Source organism: Sulfitobacter sp. M39 (assembly GCF_021735935.1).
In the GTDB taxonomy this organism is placed as follows: domain Bacteria; phylum Pseudomonadota; class Alphaproteobacteria; order Rhodobacterales; family Rhodobacteraceae; genus Sulfitobacter.
This window is the reverse complement of the sequence record NZ_WMDZ01000001.1, coordinates 2,972,814-2,989,587: the sequence shown is the minus strand read 5'-3', so window position 1 is coordinate 2,989,587 and position 16,774 is coordinate 2,972,814. Positions and strand designations below refer to the sequence as shown.

Sequence of the window (16,774 nt, the reverse complement as noted above, 5' to 3'; positions counted from 1 at the left end):
CGGAAAACGGCTTGGGCGGCGTTTTTGCAAAGAAAGAGCCCTATATCATGGTATCAGCCGTCGAAAGCATGGCCGCCAACACCAGTTGGTCCGCGTTGGGCAAGGCGACAGACCTGCGCAACCGGATTCTATTCACTCTGGGGTTGTTGATCGTTTATCGCCTTGGCACGTTCATTCCGGTTCCCGGGATCGACGGCACCGCCCTGCGCCAGTTTATGGAAAGCGCGGGTCAAGGCATCGGCGGCATGGTTTCCATGTTCACCGGCGGCGCACTTGGCCGTATGGGGATCTTTGCCTTGGGTATCATGCCCTACATCTCTGCATCGATCATCGTTCAGCTGATGACCTCGATGGTGCCCGCGCTTGAGCAGCTCAAGAAAGAGGGCGAGCAGGGGCGCAAGAAGATTAACCAATACACTCGCTTCGGCACGGTGGCTTTGGCGACGCTGCAGGCCTATGGCCTGGCTGTATCCCTAGAGGCTGGCGATATCGCCGCTGATCCGGGCATGTATTTCCGCATCGCTTGTATGATCACACTGGTCGGCGGCACGATGTTCCTGATGTGGCTGGGTGAGCAGATCACTGCACGCGGTATCGGTAACGGCATTTCGCTTATCATCTTTGTTGGCATCATCGCCGAGGTTCCTGCCGCGATCGCGCAGTTCTTCTCTTCGGGTCGTTCCGGTGCGATCAGCCCTGCGATTATCGTCGGCGTTTTGGTCATGGTCATCGCGACGATCATGTTCGTTGTGTTCATGGAGCGTGCCTTGCGCAAGATCCACATCCAGTACCCGCGCCGTCAGGTTGGGCAAAAGATGTACGATGGCGGCTCTTCGCACCTGCCGGTCAAGGTCAACCCCGCCGGTGTTATTCCCGCGATCTTTGCCAGCTCTTTGTTGCTGCTGCCGGTCACGATCAGCACGTTCTCGGGCAATTCTACGGGTCCGGTGATGTCGGTACTGCTGGCCAACTTCGGCCCCGGCCAGCCGCTGTACCTGCTGTTCTTCGTCGCGATGATTGTCTTCTTTGCGTATTTCTACACGTTCAACGTCAGCTTCAAACCTGACGAGGTTGCGGACAACCTAAAGAACCAGAACGGTTTCGTCCCCGGCATCCGCCCCGGTAAGAAAACCGCTGAGTATCTAGAATATGTGGTGAACCGCATTCTGGTGCTCGGGTCGCTTTACCTCGCGGCTGTTTGTATTCTGCCCGAAATTCTGCGCGGACAGTTTGCGATCCCGTTCTACTTTGGCGGTACGTCGGTGCTGATTGTTGTGTCCGTGACCATGGACACGATCCAGCAGGTCCAAAGCCATCTGCTTGCACATCAGTATGAAGGTCTGCTTGAACGTTCCCAGTTGCGCGGTAAGTCTGGCAAACCACGGAAAAAACGGAGCCCGGTACGTCGATGAACATTATTCTCTTAGGACCACCCGGAGCGGGTAAAGGTACACAAGCGCGTCATCTGGTTGAGACACGCAATATGGTGCAGCTTTCCACTGGTGACATGCTGCGTGAAGCCAAAGACAGCGGGACAGAGATGGGCAACATGGTTGCCGATGTCATGGCGCGCGGTGATCTGGTGACCGACGAGATCGTGATCGGCCTGATCCGTGAAAAGCTGGAAGACACCACCGATCACGGCGGTTTTATCTTTGACGGTTTCCCGCGCACACTGGCGCAGGCCACTGCGCTTGGTGAGCTGCTTGAGGCGACAGGCAAGCCATTGGATCACGTGATCCAGCTGGGCGTGGATGACGAGGCGCTGGTCACCCGTATCTCCGGTCGGTCCACCTGCGGCAACTGTGGCGAAGTCTATCACGACGTGACCAAGCCTCAGCCAGCCGACGGTAAGTGCGAGAAATGCGGTGCGTCCGACTTCAAACGCCGCGCAGACGATAACGAGGAAAGCCTCCGCAATCGTTTGATGGAATACTACAAGAAGACCTCGCCGCTGTTGGGCTATTACTACGCCCACAACATGCTCACGCGCGTTGATGGTTTGGCGGACATTAAAGAGGTGCAGGACAGCATCGCCAAGGTTCTGGACGCTTAATCCAACCTTACCACAGGTAGGGAACGGCGCGCTTTTCGAGGCGCGCCGTTTTGCTATTGTACGGGGTAGGGCGGCCTGCTTTCGGATCGAAAGGGTTATGCATCCAGCGCGCAGCCGCTATGGGTTGACGCGCCGGTCAATTCCTCATAACCAGCCGTATCTCGTAAGAGAATCGAATTGCAACGGGCACCGATCACGCCCTGCGCATGAACACCTGATCAGCTGGAGCCCGACGGCACATTCGCCTCGGGCTTCACGTTGTGAAAAAAGGGTCTGGCATGACGGACCCGCAACGAAAAGGAAGCACACACGTGGCACGTATTGCCGGCGTAAACATCCCGACTGCAAAGCGGGTTCCAATCGCCCTCACATATATCACCGGTATCGGTAACTCCTCCGCAGCTGCAATCTGCGAAGCTGTTGGCATCGATTCCACGCGTCGTATCAACGAACTTTCGGATGCTGAAATCCTGAAGATCCGTGAATATATCGACGAAAACTACACCGTTGAAGGTGACCTGCGTCGCGACACGCAGATGAACATCAAGCGCCTGATGGACCTTGGTTGCTACCGTGGCCTGCGCCACCGTCGTAACCTGCCGGTTCGTGGTCAGCGTACCCACACCAACGCTCGTACGCGCAAAGGCCCTGCAAAGGCCATTGCCGGTAAGAAGAAGTAAGGGAGGGTCTGATCAATGGCACGCGAAAAGACAAAGACGAAGCGTAAGGTTTCCAAGAACATCGCCGCAGGCGTGGCGCATGTTAACTCCAGCTTCAACAACACAAAGATCCTGATCTCTGACGTTCAGGGTAACGCAATTTCCTGGTCCTCCGCAGGCACCATGGGCTTCAAAGGGTCGCGTAAATCGACACCTTACGCGGCTCAAATGGCTGCTGAAGATGCAGGTAAAAAAGCCCAAGACCACGGCGTGAAAACGCTGGAAGTCGAAGTGCAAGGCCCCGGCTCCGGCCGTGAAAGCGCCCTGCGCGCGCTGGCAGCTGCCGGGTTCAACATCACATCGATCCGTGACGTGACCCCAATGGCGCACAACGGCTGCCGCCCTCCGAAACGCCGCCGCGTCTAAGAGTATAAGTTACAAAAGGGGCCGCGCCTTTGCGCACGGCCTCTTACTGCTTTGTTGAAACCTCGGGAGTTCTTCGCCATTTGGACATGGGGCGCAGAACAGGAATGGAGGGACGTATGATCCACAAAAATTGGGCTGAATTGATCAAGCCACAGCAGTTGGACGTCAAGCCGGGCAATGACCCTGCACGTCAGGCTACTGTCATCGCCGAGCCGCTCGAGCGTGGCTTTGGTTTGACAATGGGCAACGCACTGCGCCGCGTTCTGATGTCGTCGCTGCAAGGTGCCGCCATCACATCTGTACAAATTGATAATGTTTTGCATGAATTTTCGAGCGTTGCGGGTGTTCGCGAAGATGTCACCGACATCGTTCTGAACCTCAAAGGCGTGTCCCTGCGCATGGAAGTCGAAGGGCCCAAGCGCCTGTCGATCTCTGCCAAGGGGCCGGGTGTTGTCACTGCTGGTGACATCTCCGAAAGCGCTGGTATCGAAATTCTGAACCGCGATCACGTGATCTGCCACCTGGATGACAACGCTGACGTTTACATGGAACTGACGGTCAACACCGGCAAGGGCTATGTGGCGGCAGACAAGAACAAGCCAGAAGATGCGCCTATCGGTCTTATCCCGATCGACGCGATCTATTCGCCGGTCAAGAAAGTGTCCTATGACGTGCAGCCGACCCGCGAAGGTCAGGTGCTGGATTATGACAAGCTGACGATGAAGGTCGAAACAGACGGCTCCATCTCTCCTGACGATGCCGTGGCCTTTGCTGCGCGTATTCTGCAGGATCAGCTGGGCATCTTCGTCAACTTCGACGAGCCCGAATCCGCATCGCGTCAGGACGACGACGACGGTCTGGAGTTCAACCCGCTGCTGCTGAAGAAAGTGGACGAGCTGGAACTGTCCGTCCGTTCGGCAAACTGCCTGAAGAACGACAACATCGTCTACATCGGCGATCTGATCCAGAAGACCGAGGCCGAAATGCTGCGCACGCCGAACTTTGGCCGCAAGTCCTTGAACGAGATCAAGGAAGTGCTGTCGGGCATGGGCCTGCACCTTGGTATGGACGTCGAGGACTGGCCACCAGACAACATCGAAGACCTCGCGAAAAAGTTCGAGGATTCGTTCTAAGAGATTTGTCGGGTGGGGTTTCCCCGCCCGACAATACGACCGGGCATCGGCCCCAAGGAGAGTTGGCGCTACGCACGCCAACCAGACAAAGCAAAACCGCCCGTAGAGGGCATTAAATTGGAGACTAGAAAATGCGTCACGCACGTGGTTACCGCCGCCTGAACCGTACACATGAGCACCGCAAGGCGTTGTTCTCGAACATGGCAGGCTCACTCATCGAACATGAGCAAATCAAAACAACATTGCCAAAAGCTAAAGAACTGAAGCCAATCATCGAAAAGATGATCACATTGGCAAAGCGCGGCGACCTGCACGCGCGTCGCCAGGCTGCAAGCAAGCTGAAGCAAGACCAGTATGTTGCGAAACTGTTCGACATCCTGGGCCCACGCTACAAAGACCGTCAGGGCGGCTATGTCCGCGTCCTGAAAGCGGGCTTCCGTTATGGCGACATGGCACCTATGGCCATCATCGAATTCGTAGATCGCGACCGCGACGCGAAGGGTGCAAACGACAAGGCGCGCGTAGCGGCCTATGAGGTTGCCGAAGACTAAAGCGACCTGCTTTTGTTAAGAATTCTGAAAGCCCCTGCCAACGCAGGGGCTTTTTGCTTTTATGCCTTCGGCGAGGATTTAAATCCATTTGGAACTCGGGTGTTGCGCAAGGGCCTATGGCTGCGCATATCTGGGGGCATGAGAATACTTCTGATCCTGCTGACCGTTCTGTCTTTCCCCGTCGCTGCGCAAACTGTGCCAAGCTCTGCCGCGCAGATCCAGTTGAGCTTTGCGCCGCTGGTCCGCGAGGCCGCGCCCGCCGTGGTGAACATCTACGCCCGCACCATCGTCGAGCAAAGCCGCACGCCGCTGCAGGCTGATCCCTTCTTTGAACGTTTCTTCCGACGGCCAGATGCCGGCCGCCCGCGGGTTCGGAACTCGCTTGGGTCCGGCGTGATCCTGTCGGAGGACGGGATTGTCGTGTCGAATTATCATGTGGTCGGGATGTCGACGGACATTCGGATCGTTCTGTCGGACCGTCGTGAGTTTTCCGCCCGTGTGCTGCTGAGCGATGTAGAGAGCGATCTGGCTATCCTGAAAATTGATGACGTGGACGGGCTTACCCCTTTGTCGTTGCGCGATAGCGATACCGTCGAAGTCGGCGAGTTGACGCTAGCCATCGGCAACCCCTTTGGGGTCGGTCAAACGGTGAGCAGCGGGATCGTGTCAGGGCTTGCGCGGTCTGGCGGGATGAACGGTGGCGGGCAGGGATACTTCATCCAGACGGATGCACCGATCAACCCGGGCAACTCTGGTGGTGCGTTGATCGATGTAGAGGGGCGGTTGATCGGGATCAACACCTCGATCTTGACACGCTCGGGCGGGTCAAACGGGATCGGCTTTGCGATACCTGCCAATTTGATCGCGGCGTTCATGGCGCAGGCGCGCGACGGGGCCGTTGAATTTACCCGACCTTGGGCGGGGATGAGCGGGCAGCCGGTGGACGCGGATATGGCGGGCCCGCTGGGGTTGGACCGGCCTGGTGGGATCATCGTGTCTGGGATGCACCCTGCCAGCCCGTTTCTGAAGGCGGGTGTGGCTGTCGGCGATGTGATCACGGCGGTCGATGGGCAAGAGGTACATACACCCGCCGAGATTATCTACCGCATGAGCGTGGTCGGGATGGGAGTGCAGGCACGGATCACGCGGCTGCGCGATGGCAAGGTGGCAGAGGTTGAGGTCGCCTTGATCGCCGCGCCGGAGGAGCCATCGCGTGCCGCTCTGACGCTGGATGACAGCAGCTTGCTACCGGGGTTGGCGTTGGCGCGGATCAATCCTGCTGTGATGGCTGAATTGAACCTCCCGCTTGAGGTAGCGGGTGTGGCGGTGATGGATACCGGGCCATATGGTGCGCGTGTGGGGTTGCGGCAGGGGGATGTGATCCTGGCCGTGAATGGGGCCGAGGTGCAAACACCGTCGGATGTCAGCGACCAGATGGCGGGCAGCCGTCAGGTGTCGATGATGGTGCAGCGTGGCGTGCAGCGTCTGTCGCTGCAATTCCGGGTCTAGCGCGATGGCGGACCTATTTGGATCGGACGCACCGGCTGTGGAAAGCGGGCATCGCCCTTTGGCGGACCGGCTGCGCCCGCGGAGTTTGGGCGAGGTCATCGGCCAGTCACAGGTGCTGGGGCCGGACGCGCCGCTGACGGTTATGCTGCAGTCGGGGTCGCTCGGGTCGCTGATTTTCTGGGGGCCGCCTGGCGTTGGCAAAACGACCATCGCGCGACTGCTGGCAGATGAGACGGACCTGCATTTCGTGCAGATCAGCGCGATTTTCAGCGGTGTGCCTGAGCTGCGCAAGGTCTTTGATGCGGCGAAAATCCGGCGACAGAACGGGCAGGGCACACTGCTGTTCGTCGACGAGATCCACCGCTTTAACAAGGCGCAGCAGGACGGCTTCCTGCCTCATATGGAGGATGGAACGATCCTGCTGGTCGGGGCGACGACCGAGAATCCATCGTTCGAGCTGAACGCCGCTGTGCTGAGCCGATCGCAGGTTCTGGTATTGGAACGCTTGCCGCTGGCTGATCTGGAACGGCTGGCCCAAAGGGCCGAAAAGGAACTGGGTCGTGGCTTGCCATTGGACGGGCCTGCGCGCGAAAACCTGCTTGAGATGGCTGATGGCGACGGGCGTGCGTTGCTTAACCTAATAGAGCAGGTCGCCGCCTGGAAGGTCGAGGGCAAGCTGGACGGCAAAGCCCTGTCGGCGCGGTTGATGCGGCGCGCGGCGCAATACGACAAAGGGGGGGACGCGCATTATAACCTCATCTCGGCGCTGCATAAATCCGTGCGCGGCTCTGACCCTGATGCGGCGCTGTACTGGTTGGCGCGGATGCTGGAAGGGGGCGAAGACCCGCGGTATTTGATGCGCCGGATCACGCGCATGGCGGTCGAGGATATCGGGCTTGCCGATCCGCAGGCGCAGTCGGTTTGCCTGCAATCGTGGGAGACATACGAGCGGCTCGGCTCGCCAGAAGGAGAGCTGGCGATTGCGCAGGCGTTGACCTATCTCGCGTTGGCCCCGAAATCGAACGCTGCTTACGTGGCCTATAAGGCAGCGCGGCGTGCGGCTAAGCAGACCGGGTCCTCTCCGCCACCCAAGCACATCATGAACGCGCCCACCAAGATGATGAAAGAGCAGGGCTACGGCGCGGGCTATGCCTATGACCATGATGCCGAAGACGGGTTTTCCGGCCAGAACTACTTTCCCGACGGGATGGAGCGGCCGCAATTCTATCAACCTGTCGAACGAGGTTTTGAACGTGACCTGAGAAAACGCGTCGATTATTTCGAAAAGCTGCGGGCAACGCGGAAAACTTGACATTCGGGGCGTGAACCGTGAGAGACCGCAGATGATTTCAACCCTGTCCCTTGTCGCTATGGGCGGCGCGATCGGTGCCTCCTTGCGGTATCTGTTTGGTGTCGCCGTGACGCGGCTGGTCGGGCTGTCGGATTTTCCAGTCGCGGTGCTGACGGTCAACATCATCGGGTCGTTCTTGATGGGCCTCTTTGTGGTGTGTGCCGCACAAAAAGGGCTGACGCAGATCAGCCCGTTTGTGATGACCGGCGTGCTTGGCGGCTTTACAACGTTCTCGTCCTTTTCGCTCGAGACCGTCACGTTGATGGAGCGCGGCCAGATCGGGACGGCAGGGATATATGTGGCACTGTCCGTCGGGCTATCGGTGCTAGGATTAATGCTGGGCCTTTTGGTGGCCAGAGGGGTATTTGCATGAGCCGGGTTCAACATCTGGTCGTAGAAGAAGGCGACGGGGATCAACGGTTGGACCGTTGGTTCAAACGGACGTTTCCGCTGATTGGCCAAGGGCTGATTGAAAAGATGTGCCGCAAAGGGGACATCCGTGTTGATGGGGGGCGGGTCAAAGCCTCTACTCGGCTTGAGGTCGGGCAGACCGTGCGTATCCCGCCGCTGCCCGATGAAAAGGCACCGCCGCCGCCCAAGCGCACGCGGATATCAGAGGCGGATACCAAGTTTATCCGGTCCTGTGTCATCTATCGGGACGATCACATTATAGCGCTGAACAAACCCCCGGGGCTGCCGGTGCAGGGCGGGTCTGGTCAATCGGACCGCCACGTCGACGCGCTTGCCGATGCCCTGATGTTTGAGCTTGATGAAAAGCCGCGCCTTGTGCACCGGCTGGACAAAGACACCTCTGGCGTGCTGATCATGGCGCGGACACGGTCAATTGCCGCCGCGCTGACCGCGTCGTTCCGCCATCGCGAAACCCGCAAGATTTACTGGGCTGCGGTCGCGGGTGTACCGCATCCGCGCAACGGGACGATCAAATTCGGGCTGGTCAAAGCCTTCGGCCACGGGGCCCGTGGTGAGGGCGAAAAGATGTATTGCGTCCACCCGAAAGACATGGAGACCACCGACGGCGCCAAGCGCGCGACCACCGATTATGCGACCCTCGCACAAGCCGGTAAACGGACCTGCTGGATGGCGCTGATCCCTGTGACCGGCCGGACGCACCAGCTGCGTGCGCATATGGCTGAAATCGGACATCCCATTGTCGGCGATGGAAAATATGGCGGTTCAGGTCAGGAAAACATGGGCGATGGATGGGGCGCGCAACTGGGGGGCGACATCTCTAAGAAGCTGCACCTGCATGCGCGATCCCTGACGTTGGAGCATCCTGTCACCAAGGCGCGGCTGAATCTCACAGCCCCGCTGCCGGACCATATGGCGCGCACCTGGGACACGTTCCAGTGGGTACCCTCTGACGTGCCCGCTGACCCGTTCGAGGAGGATTGGGGGTGAGCGATTGGAAAGCGAAACGTTTCTGGAAAGAGGCGACCGTTGTCGAGGCGGAGGGTGGCTATACTGTCGAGCTTGACGGGCGCGGGATCAAGACGCCGGCCAAACGTGCGCTGGTGGTGCCAACCCGCGCTATGGCGCAGAAAATCGCCGCTGAATGGCAGGCACAAGACGGGGTGATCAACCCTGATACCATGCCCGCCACCAAAACCGCCAATGCAGCAATCGACAAAGTTGCGCTGCAACATGCCGAGGTCGCGGATATGTTGGCGGCCTACGGCGACTGCGATCTGCTGTGCTATCGCGCGGATAGCCCGGCCGAGCTGGTCGCGCGGCAGGCCGAACAATGGGACCCCATGCTGGAGTGGGCCCACAAGGCTTTGGGCGTGAGCTTGCAGACTCGCGTGGGGATCATGCACGAGCCCCAGTCGGCAGCGGATGTCGCACGTCTGTCGGGGCGCACCCATGCGTTAAGCAACTTTGAACTTGCGGCCTTTCACGACCTTGTGAGCCTGTCCGGCTCATTAGTCTTGGGCTTTGCGGCTGCGCTTGACGCCAAGGAAGCGGAATCGATTTGGGAAATCTCGCGTCTGGACGAGATTTGGCAGGCCGAACAGTGGGGCAATGATGACGAGGCAGACGCCTTAGCCGCAGTGAAAAAGACTAGTTTCTTACACGCTAAGTTGATGTTTGACCTGAGCTTGCCCGAATAGGTTTCACGGTGACCCCAATACATAGGATTGAGGGCATTTTTTAAGCACACTGACTTGACGTTCCGGCGTAAATTCGCCCAAACTCCCTTCCACTGACGGGGATAACCCCGCCAAAACATCTCCGGTCCGAAAAGGTCCCGGGTGAACCGCCCTAAAACGTGGCGGAAAATCAGGAAGAGGTTAAAATGAACAAATCCGTATTTTTTGGTGCGCTAACAGTAGCCGGCCTTGCGGCTGGCGCAGCTGCTGCGTCCACGCTTGACGATGTCAAAGCGCGCGGCTCGCTGAACTGCGGCGTCACCACCGGTCTGGCCGGCTTCGCTGCCCCTAACGCCAATGGCGAATGGGAAGGCTTTGACGTCGCGGTATGCCGTGCTGTCGCCGCCGCCGTACTGGGCGACCCGAACGCCGTCGAATTCGTTCCCACAACCGGTAAAACACGCTTTACCGCGCTGGCATCTGGCGAGATCGATTTCCTTGCACGTAACACCACATGGACGTTTAGCCGTGACGTCGACCTGAAGTTCGACTTCATCGGCGTGAACTACTATGACGGTCAGGGCTTCATGGTCCCGAAAGAGCTTGGCGTTTCCTCTGCCAAGGATCTGGATGGCGCGACTGTCTGCATCCAAACCGGCACCACAACCGAGCTGAACCTCGCGGACTTCTTCCGCAACAACAACATCAGCTACGAGCCCGTGCCTGTTGAAACAAACGCCGAAGGCCAACAGCAGTATCTGGCCGGTGCGTGCGACACCTATACCACCGATGCGTCTGGTCTGGCCGCGACACGTGCGACCTTTGAAAACCCAGGTGAGCACATCATCCTGCCCGAAATCATCTCCAAAGAGCCTCTGGGCCCGCTTGTTCGCCACGGCGACAACGACTGGGGCGATGTAACCCGCTGGGTTCTCTACGCTCTGATCGCAGCTGAAGAGCTGGGTGTCACATCGGCAAACGTCGAAGAGATGACAACAAACACCACAAACCCAGAAGTTGCCCGTCTGCTTGGCACCGAAGGTACTTTGGGTGAAATGCTGGGTCTGGAAGCTGACTTCGCGAAGAAAGCCATCGCATCCCAGGGTAACTACGGTGAAATCTTTGCCAAAAATATTGGCGAAGAAACACCAATCGGTCTGGCCCGTGGCCTGAACGCTCAGTGGACAGACGGCGGCCTGATGTACGCGCCTCCTTTCCGCTAAACACATCCGTCGAGGGGCGCGGAGCAATTCCGCGCCCTTTGCGCCTATACGACGCAAAAATAAAACCCGGCCCGCGACACCGAATGGTGCGTGAAAAACAGGTCCGGCACACAGGGAAAATCTAATGACGACAATGTCCGACCCTCAACAGGGCTCGTTCCGGCTGTCGATGTTGCTAAACGACACCCGCTATAGATCCTACACTTTCCAGTTTATTGCGCTGATTTTGCTGATTGCGTTGATGGCCTTTCTTGGCATCAACCTTGTGCGAAACCTGGCCGAAGCTGGGTTGAACATTTCTTACGGATTTTTGAACGTACCTGCCGGGTATGATATCAACCAATCCTTAATCGATTATAACAGCCAGTCATCGAACCTGCGTGCCGCAATGGTCGGTATCATCAACACACTGCTTGTTGCGTTTCTGGCCTGTGTCACTGCCACAATTCTGGGTGTGATCGCCGGTGTGGCGCGTCTTTCCAAAAACTGGCTCGTGTCTAAACTGATGTCGGTCTACGTCGAGATTTTCCGGAATATTCCAGTTCTGATTTGGATCCTGATGATCTACACCTTGATGACGGCCGTATTACCCGCGCCCAACAAGTTCCGCGGTGACAACGCCACGTCGAGCATGCTGTTTGACGCCTTCGCCTTCACCAACCGCGGCATCTATATTCCGGCACCGGTTTGGGGCCCGGGGTCAATGATCGTGGTCGCGACCTTTGTGCTGTCGATTATCGCCGCGATTATCTATCGCCGGTATGCAGTTAGCCTTCTGTTCCGTACGGGCAAGTTGCTGCCTATGGGATGGCCCACTGCCGCGATCCTGCTAGTGCCAGCGATTTTGATGTTCTTCGTTATGGGTAGCCCCATTGCTTTGGATTACCCCGAGCTTAAGGGCTTTAACTTCCGTGGTGGTCTGCAAATTGGCGCGCCGCTGATCGCATTGTGGTTGGCTTTGTCCGTATACACCGGTGCCTTCATCGCCGAAAACGTACGCGCAGGTATTCAGGCGATCTCAAAGGGGCAAACCGAAGCCGCATCGTCGCTTGGCTTGCGCCCGAAGCGGGTTATGAACCTTGTGGTTCTGCCGCAGGCGTTGCGCGTGATCATCCCGCCGCTGATTTCGCAGTACCTCAACATCACCAAGAACTCGTCTCTCGCGATTGCCGTCGGGTATGCCGATATCACTGCGACACTGGGGGGGATCACCCTGAACCAGACCGGCCGCGCGATCGAATGCGTGCTTTTGCTGATGCTGTTCTATCTCACGATATCGCTGTCGATCTCTGCGATCATGAACGTTTACAACAACTCTGTCAGCTTGAAGGAGCGGTAAGATGTCAGATACACACGCCGCCTCCGTCCCTTATGTGCGGGACACCATGTTGCCACAGCACGCGCCCCCGCCAACCGCGCAGGGGCCCGTAAAATGGGTCCGCGAAAGCCTGTTTTCGTCGATCCCTTACACCATTCTCACGCTCGCAGCGCTTTACGTTATCTACCTGATCCTTTCCGGCTTCCTTCCTTGGTTGCTGGGCGGGGTTTGGACGACATCCAACATTCGCGAGTGTCGCGAAGTATTGGACGGCGTCCAAGCCGGCTGTTTCTCGGTGCTGACAGAACGCTGGAACCAACTGTTGTTTGGAATCGCCTATCCGCAGGACGGCTACTGGCGCCCGACATTGGCATTCGTGCTCCTGTTCGTCGCTGTGTCACCGGTGCTGTTTAGCAATCTGCCACGTGGGCTCATCCTTTTTACCGTCATCTATCCTTTCATCGCCTTTTGGTTGGTCTGGGGCGGTTCCCTTTTGGTGCCATTGTCGGCGTTGCTGGCCGTAGTGGTCGGCTATGTGGTCTACAGCAGAATCGTTAAGACAAGCTTTGCAGGCGGACTTTTTGCGGGTCTCATCGCAGGCATCGTGACGTGGTTTATCTGCGGCTTCATTACGCCAAGCCTATCCGGCGTACTCGCGCTGGAACCGGTCGCCTCGCGAAACATGGGGGGCTTTATGCTCAACATGATCTTGGGCGTGATCTGCGTGTCTTTGTCCCTGCCGATGGGCATTCTGCTTGCGCTGGGTCGTCAATCGAGCTTGCCGATCATCAAACTGATCTGCGTTGTTTTCATTGAGTTTATCCGAGGGGTGCCTCTGATTACGTTGCTTTTTGTTGCCAACGTGGTCCTGGCTTACTTCCTGCCACCGGGCACAAACTTCGATCTGATCCTGCGTGTTATCATCATGATCACGATGTTCGCTTCGGCCTATATCGCCGAGGTGATCCGGGGCGGGTTGGCAGCCTTGCCACGTGGTCAATACGAGGCTGCAGACAGCTTGGGCCTAGATTATGCGCAGGCCATGCGCCTGATTATTTTGCCCCAAGCCTTGAAAATCTCGATCCCAGGGATCGTTAACGTGGCCGTCGGGCTGTTCAAGGATACCACGCTGGTGTCGATTATTTCGATGTTCGACCTGGTTGGGATGATCCGCGGGCCGATCCTAGCGTCGACGGACTGGAACGGCGTCTACTGGGAACTTTGGGGCTTTGCCGCCTTGCTCTTCTTCGTCGTCTGCTACGGCATCTCGCAATATTCACAATGGCTGGAACGTCAACTCCAGACCGACCACCATTAAGGAAAGGCTGTAATCATGGCTGAACAAGCACAAGCGCTGAAAGTCTCGAACGAGGTCGCGATCAGCATCGAGAACATGAACAAATGGTATGGCACGTTTCACGTGCTGCGGGATATTGACCTGACCGTTTACCGTGGTGAACGCATCGTTATCGCTGGGCCGTCGGGCTCGGGGAAGTCGACGTTGATCCGTTGTATCAACGCCCTGGAAGAGCATCAGAAAGGCCGGATCGAAGTTGACGGTACTGTGCTGTCTTCGGACGTCAAGAACATTGACAAGATCCGGTCCGAAGTCGGGATGTGTTTCCAACACTTCAACCTTTTCCCACATTTGACGATCCTCGAAAACTGCACACTTGCGCCGATCTGGGTGCGAAAAACACCTAAGAAGGAAGCCGAAGAAATCGCGATGCATTTCCTTGAGAAGGTTAAGATCCCGGATCAGGCGGACAAGTACCCAGGTCAACTTTCCGGTGGTCAGCAACAACGCGTGGCGATCGCGCGTAGCCTGTGTATGCGTCCGCGTATCATGCTGTTTGATGAACCAACCTCAGCCCTGGACCCGGAGATGATCAAAGAGGTTCTGGACACGATGGTCGAACTGGCCGAGGAGGGCATGACGATGCTCTGCGTGACGCACGAGATGGGCTTTGCCCGTCAGGTGGCCAACCGCGTCATCTTTATGGATGAAGGTCAGATCGTCGAACAGAACGAACCTGAAGAGTTCTTCAACAACCCCCAAAGCCCGAGGACCAAGCTCTTCCTCAGCCAGATTCTGGGCCACTAAGTTTCAAGGGCGGGGATTTCCCCGCCCTTTTCTATGGGGCAAGCATCCGTGGCGTCATGTACGCCTGTACGTCGCCGCTGTGCCAGCGCACATCCCGCCAGTCGTCCACATCGAATGACATCACCATTGTCGCACCCGGTGGGCTTCCCGCTGCGAGATGCGCAGTGGCACCCACTCGGGGCAGGAGGTGCGCCATCTCCGCCACGCCGGGGTTGTGCGCCAGAAGTAATACTGTGGACCCTTCAGCGCCCTGTATGGCCGCCATCAGTCGTTCTGTATCTGCTAGATAAAGGCGGTCTGTGAAGATTCGTTTAACAGCGGAGGGAATTTCCAAAAGTTCGAGCGTTTCCGAGGTTCGCCGAGATGCAGAGCATAGCACAAGTTCAGGTCTGTAGTCTTCGGCGTCGAGCCATCGCCCGATTGCATGTGCGTCTTGCCGACCTTTGTCATCCAAAGGCCGGTCAAAGTCCGTCGCGACCCCCGCCGGCCAACCTGCTTTTGCATGGCGCATCAAAATAAGGCGTCTCATCAACGTTTCCTTAATGTATCGGCCGCATAAACAAGAAGCTCAAACAGCCGGAAACAGGGGAGGGGGCAATATGCAATAATCAAAGACGTCGTTGTTACTGGCCGCGGATAATGCTCCCTGCACCATGTTCGGTGAAAAGCTCCAACAAGCAGGCGTTAGGGGCTCTTCCGTCCAGAATCACCGCTGCGCGCACGCCCCCGTCGATCGCATCAAGCGCAGTTTGCGTTTTGGGTATCATACCGCCGGCAATCGTCCCGTCGGCCACCATCTCGCGTATCTGGCTCGCTGTTAGCTCCGTCAGCACATCGCCTTCAGCATTCTTCACGCCTGCGACGTCAGTAAGCAGCAGCAATCGGTCTGCCTTCAGCGCAGCTGCAATCGCGCCCGCCGCAGTATCCCCGTTGATGTTAAATGTTTCGCCGTTGCGGCCCATGCCAAGGGGCGCAATTACGGGGATAATCCCTTTGTCGGCGAGGTCTCGCAGCAAACGGGGGTTTACCTCGGTCGGTGCGCCAACCAACCCCAGTTCTGGGTCTTCTTGGTCGCAGATGATAAGGCCGCTGTCTTTGCCAGATACACCGACGCAACGCCCACCCTGTGCCGTGATCGCTTGCACGATGCGGGCGTTCACAAGACCGGACAGAACCATTTCAACGATTTCCATCGTGGCAGCGTCGGTCACTCGTTTGCCGTTTACGAATTCGGACTTGATGTTCAGGCGGCCAAGCATGTCATTGATCATCGGGCCGCCGCCGTGAATGATGACGGGGTTCACGCCGACTTGGCGCATAAGTGCTACGTCGCGCGCGAACTCTTCCATCGCGTCGTCGCTGCCCATGGCGTGACCGCCCAGCTTGATAACAACGGTCGCGTCAGCGTAACGCTGCAAGTAGGGGAGCGCTTGGCTCAGGGTGCGTGCGGTGGCGATCCAGTCGCGATTCATGTCTTGTTTTCTCATTCTCTGCCTCGGTAAACGCTGAAGTGCTATCACTCCAACGTCGCGATAATGGCACGGAGCGTAGGGATCCCCCAGCCCTTTTCAGAAGACGTAACCACGATTTCGGGGTAGGCGGCTGGGTGCTTGGCCAGCGCACCGCGAACCTGATCCAGAACCTTCTGACGCTCAACTTCTTTAACCTTGTCGGCTTTCGTGAGGACACATTGAAAAGTCACGGCTGAGCTATCCAGCAAGGACATGATTTCGTCGTCGACTTTCTTCACACCATGCCGCGCGTCGATCAGCACAAACGCCCGGCGGAGCGTTTGGCGACCTGAAAGGTACTGTTTCAGCAACCGTTGCCATTTTTCGACGACGGGGAGAGGGGCGTTTGCATAGCCATACCCGGGCAAATCGACGAGGTAGTGATCGTCGGCCGCGGTAAAATAGTTGATCTCTTGAGTACGCCCCGGCGTGTTGGACGCTCTCGCCAGCGCTTTTGTGCCTGTTAAGGCATTGATCAAAGTCGATTTACCGACATTTGATCGCCCTGCAAAACAAACCTCCATCCGGTCGGCGGGTGGCAGGCCGTCCATCGCGACAACGCCTTTCACAAACAGCGTTTCGCCTGCAAATAGCATGCGGCCTTTTTCAGTTGCATAGGCATCAGGCTCTTCGGCGATGCTAAATTGGACTTGCATGAGTTAAAGTACCTTTACCTTATCGCTAACTGCGACGGGCCCCGTTTGAATGACCTCAGCGTATACGCGGAAATCTTGGTGACCCCAAGTGTTCAATACGGGCAACATATCAATGTCACGCTTGCCATCGTGTGGATTCGCGGTGGTAGCTTGGCGCCGCTTGGTGCGT

General features: G+C 57.5%; 18 protein-coding genes. 15 read left to right on the top strand and 3 right to left on the bottom strand.

Features of this window, described 5'->3' with window-relative positions; genetic code table 11:
* Window positions 1-47 precede the first annotated feature (47 nt).
* The 15 genes from secY to GLP43_RS14430 all read left to right on the top strand — a co-directional run bounded on the left by secY (window position 48) and on the right by GLP43_RS14430 (window position 14,438).
* The gene (gene secY, locus GLP43_RS14500) at window positions 48-1,412 is read left to right on the top strand and encodes a preprotein translocase subunit SecY (RefSeq protein WP_037945112.1); all 1,365 of its coding nucleotides are present in this window, start codon (window positions 48-50) and stop codon (window positions 1,410-1,412) included.
* Window positions 1,409-2,056 carry an adenylate kinase gene (locus GLP43_RS14495; protein ID WP_037944866.1) on the top strand — a complete coding sequence of 216 codons (648 nt, stop codon included), beginning with the start codon at window positions 1,409-1,411 and terminating at the stop codon, window positions 2,054-2,056. Before secY ends, GLP43_RS14495 begins: the two co-directional genes overlap by 4 nt.
* 311 nt (window positions 2,057-2,367) lie before the next feature.
* A complete protein-coding gene (gene rpsM / locus GLP43_RS14490; protein ID WP_005849790.1) occupies window positions 2,368-2,736 on the top strand; it encodes a 30S ribosomal protein S13 in 369 nt (122 codons plus the stop codon).
* A gap of 15 nt (window positions 2,737-2,751) precedes the next feature.
* Complete coding sequence (rpsK, locus tag GLP43_RS14485; protein ID WP_005849789.1) at window positions 2,752-3,141, top strand: 30S ribosomal protein S11; 390 nt, start codon at window positions 2,752-2,754, stop codon at window positions 3,139-3,141.
* A 116-nt stretch (window positions 3,142-3,257) separates the two neighbouring features.
* Complete coding sequence (locus tag GLP43_RS14480; RefSeq protein WP_005849787.1) at window positions 3,258-4,274, top strand: DNA-directed RNA polymerase subunit alpha; 1,017 nt, start codon at window positions 3,258-3,260, stop codon at window positions 4,272-4,274.
* Between the two features lie 131 nt (window positions 4,275-4,405).
* Window positions 4,406-4,825 (top strand): 50S ribosomal protein L17, encoded by a 420-nt coding sequence (gene rplQ, locus GLP43_RS14475; protein ID WP_005849785.1) that lies wholly within the window; start codon window positions 4,406-4,408, stop codon window positions 4,823-4,825.
* Between the two features lie 138 nt (window positions 4,826-4,963).
* On the top strand, window positions 4,964-6,334 hold the full coding sequence (locus GLP43_RS14470) for a trypsin-like peptidase domain-containing protein (RefSeq protein WP_237279846.1): 1,371 nt from the start codon (window positions 4,964-4,966) through the stop codon (window positions 6,332-6,334).
* Window positions 6,335-6,338: 4 nt separating this feature from the next.
* Window positions 6,339-7,646, top strand: coding sequence for a replication-associated recombination protein A (locus GLP43_RS14465; RefSeq protein WP_237279845.1), 1,308 nt, complete (start codon window positions 6,339-6,341; stop codon window positions 7,644-7,646).
* 31 nt (window positions 7,647-7,677) lie between these two features.
* A complete protein-coding gene (gene crcB, locus GLP43_RS14460) occupies window positions 7,678-8,058 on the top strand; it encodes a fluoride efflux transporter CrcB (protein WP_237279844.1) in 381 nt (126 codons plus the stop codon).
* Complete coding sequence (locus GLP43_RS14455) at window positions 8,055-9,104, top strand: RluA family pseudouridine synthase (RefSeq protein WP_237279843.1); 1,050 nt, start codon at window positions 8,055-8,057, stop codon at window positions 9,102-9,104. The genes crcB and GLP43_RS14455 overlap by 4 nt, the downstream gene beginning before the upstream one ends.
* The gene (locus GLP43_RS14450) at window positions 9,101-9,814 is read left to right on the top strand and encodes an ATP12 family chaperone protein (RefSeq protein ID WP_237279842.1); all 714 of its coding nucleotides are present in this window, start codon (window positions 9,101-9,103) and stop codon (window positions 9,812-9,814) included. Before GLP43_RS14455 ends, GLP43_RS14450 begins: the two co-directional genes overlap by 4 nt.
* Window positions 9,815-9,999: 185 nt before the next feature.
* Window positions 10,000-11,016 carry an amino acid ABC transporter substrate-binding protein gene (locus tag GLP43_RS14445; protein WP_237279841.1) on the top strand — a complete coding sequence of 339 codons (1,017 nt, stop codon included), beginning with the start codon at window positions 10,000-10,002 and terminating at the stop codon, window positions 11,014-11,016.
* Window positions 11,017-11,140: 124 nt separating this feature from the next.
* Window positions 11,141-12,355, top strand: a complete 1,215-nt coding sequence (locus tag GLP43_RS14440) for an amino acid ABC transporter permease (protein WP_237279840.1) — start codon at window positions 11,141-11,143, stop codon at window positions 12,353-12,355.
* 1 nt (window position 12,356) lies between these two features.
* Window positions 12,357-13,652 (top strand): amino acid ABC transporter permease, encoded by a 1,296-nt coding sequence (locus tag GLP43_RS14435; protein ID WP_237279839.1) that lies wholly within the window; start codon window positions 12,357-12,359, stop codon window positions 13,650-13,652.
* 15 nt (window positions 13,653-13,667) lie between these two features.
* On the top strand, window positions 13,668-14,438 hold the full coding sequence (locus GLP43_RS14430; RefSeq protein WP_005849767.1) for an amino acid ABC transporter ATP-binding protein: 771 nt from the start codon (window positions 13,668-13,670) through the stop codon (window positions 14,436-14,438).
* Between the two features lie 31 nt (window positions 14,439-14,469).
* Here GLP43_RS14430 and GLP43_RS14425 read toward each other — a convergent pair whose 3' ends face one another.
* The 3 genes from GLP43_RS14425 to yihA form a co-directional block, all read right to left on the bottom strand.
* The gene (locus tag GLP43_RS14425) at window positions 14,470-14,967 is read right to left on the bottom strand and encodes a SixA phosphatase family protein (protein WP_237279838.1); all 498 of its coding nucleotides are present in this window, start codon (window positions 14,965-14,967) and stop codon (window positions 14,470-14,472) included.
* Between the two features lie 94 nt (window positions 14,968-15,061).
* A complete protein-coding gene (argB, locus tag GLP43_RS14420) occupies window positions 15,062-15,925 on the bottom strand; it encodes an acetylglutamate kinase (protein ID WP_174226614.1) in 864 nt (287 codons plus the stop codon).
* Window positions 15,926-15,954: 29 nt separating this feature from the next.
* A complete protein-coding gene (yihA, locus tag GLP43_RS14415) occupies window positions 15,955-16,605 on the bottom strand; it encodes a ribosome biogenesis GTP-binding protein YihA/YsxC (RefSeq protein ID WP_237279837.1) in 651 nt (216 codons plus the stop codon).
* Between the last annotated feature and the right edge of the window lie 169 nt (window positions 16,606-16,774).

Bases quoted from the DNA above. Each gene is read 5' to 3' on its own strand.
- secY (WP_037945112.1), top strand. From the start codon at position 48: ATGGTATCAGCCGTCGAAAGCATGGCCGCCAACACCAGTTGGTCCGCG.
- GLP43_RS14495 (WP_037944866.1), top strand. From the start codon at position 1,409: ATGAACATTATTCTCTTAGGACCACCCGGAGCGGGTAAAGGTACACAA.
- rpsK (WP_005849789.1), top strand. From the start codon at position 2,752: ATGGCACGCGAAAAGACAAAGACGAAGCGTAAGGTTTCCAAGAACATC.
- GLP43_RS14480 (WP_005849787.1), top strand. From the start codon at position 3,258: ATGATCCACAAAAATTGGGCTGAATTGATCAAGCCACAGCAGTTGGAC.
- rplQ (WP_005849785.1), top strand. From the start codon at position 4,406: ATGCGTCACGCACGTGGTTACCGCCGCCTGAACCGTACACATGAGCAC.
- GLP43_RS14470 (WP_237279846.1), top strand. From the start codon at position 4,964: ATGAGAATACTTCTGATCCTGCTGACCGTTCTGTCTTTCCCCGTCGCT.
- GLP43_RS14465 (WP_237279845.1), top strand. From the start codon at position 6,339: ATGGCGGACCTATTTGGATCGGACGCACCGGCTGTGGAAAGCGGGCAT.
- crcB (WP_237279844.1), top strand. From the start codon at position 7,678: ATGATTTCAACCCTGTCCCTTGTCGCTATGGGCGGCGCGATCGGTGCC.
- GLP43_RS14455 (WP_237279843.1), top strand. From the start codon at position 8,055: ATGAGCCGGGTTCAACATCTGGTCGTAGAAGAAGGCGACGGGGATCAA.
- GLP43_RS14445 (WP_237279841.1), top strand. From the start codon at position 10,000: ATGAACAAATCCGTATTTTTTGGTGCGCTAACAGTAGCCGGCCTTGCG.
- GLP43_RS14440 (WP_237279840.1), top strand. From the start codon at position 11,141: ATGACGACAATGTCCGACCCTCAACAGGGCTCGTTCCGGCTGTCGATG.
- GLP43_RS14435 (WP_237279839.1), top strand. From the start codon at position 12,357: ATGTCAGATACACACGCCGCCTCCGTCCCTTATGTGCGGGACACCATG.
- GLP43_RS14430 (WP_005849767.1), top strand. From the start codon at position 13,668: ATGGCTGAACAAGCACAAGCGCTGAAAGTCTCGAACGAGGTCGCGATC.
- GLP43_RS14425 (WP_237279838.1), bottom strand. From the start codon at position 14,967: ATGAGACGCCTTATTTTGATGCGCCATGCAAAAGCAGGTTGGCCGGCG.
- argB (WP_174226614.1), bottom strand. From the start codon at position 15,925: ATGAGAAAACAAGACATGAATCGCGACTGGATCGCCACCGCACGCACC.
- yihA (WP_237279837.1), bottom strand. From the start codon at position 16,605: ATGCAAGTCCAATTTAGCATCGCCGAAGAGCCTGATGCCTATGCAACT.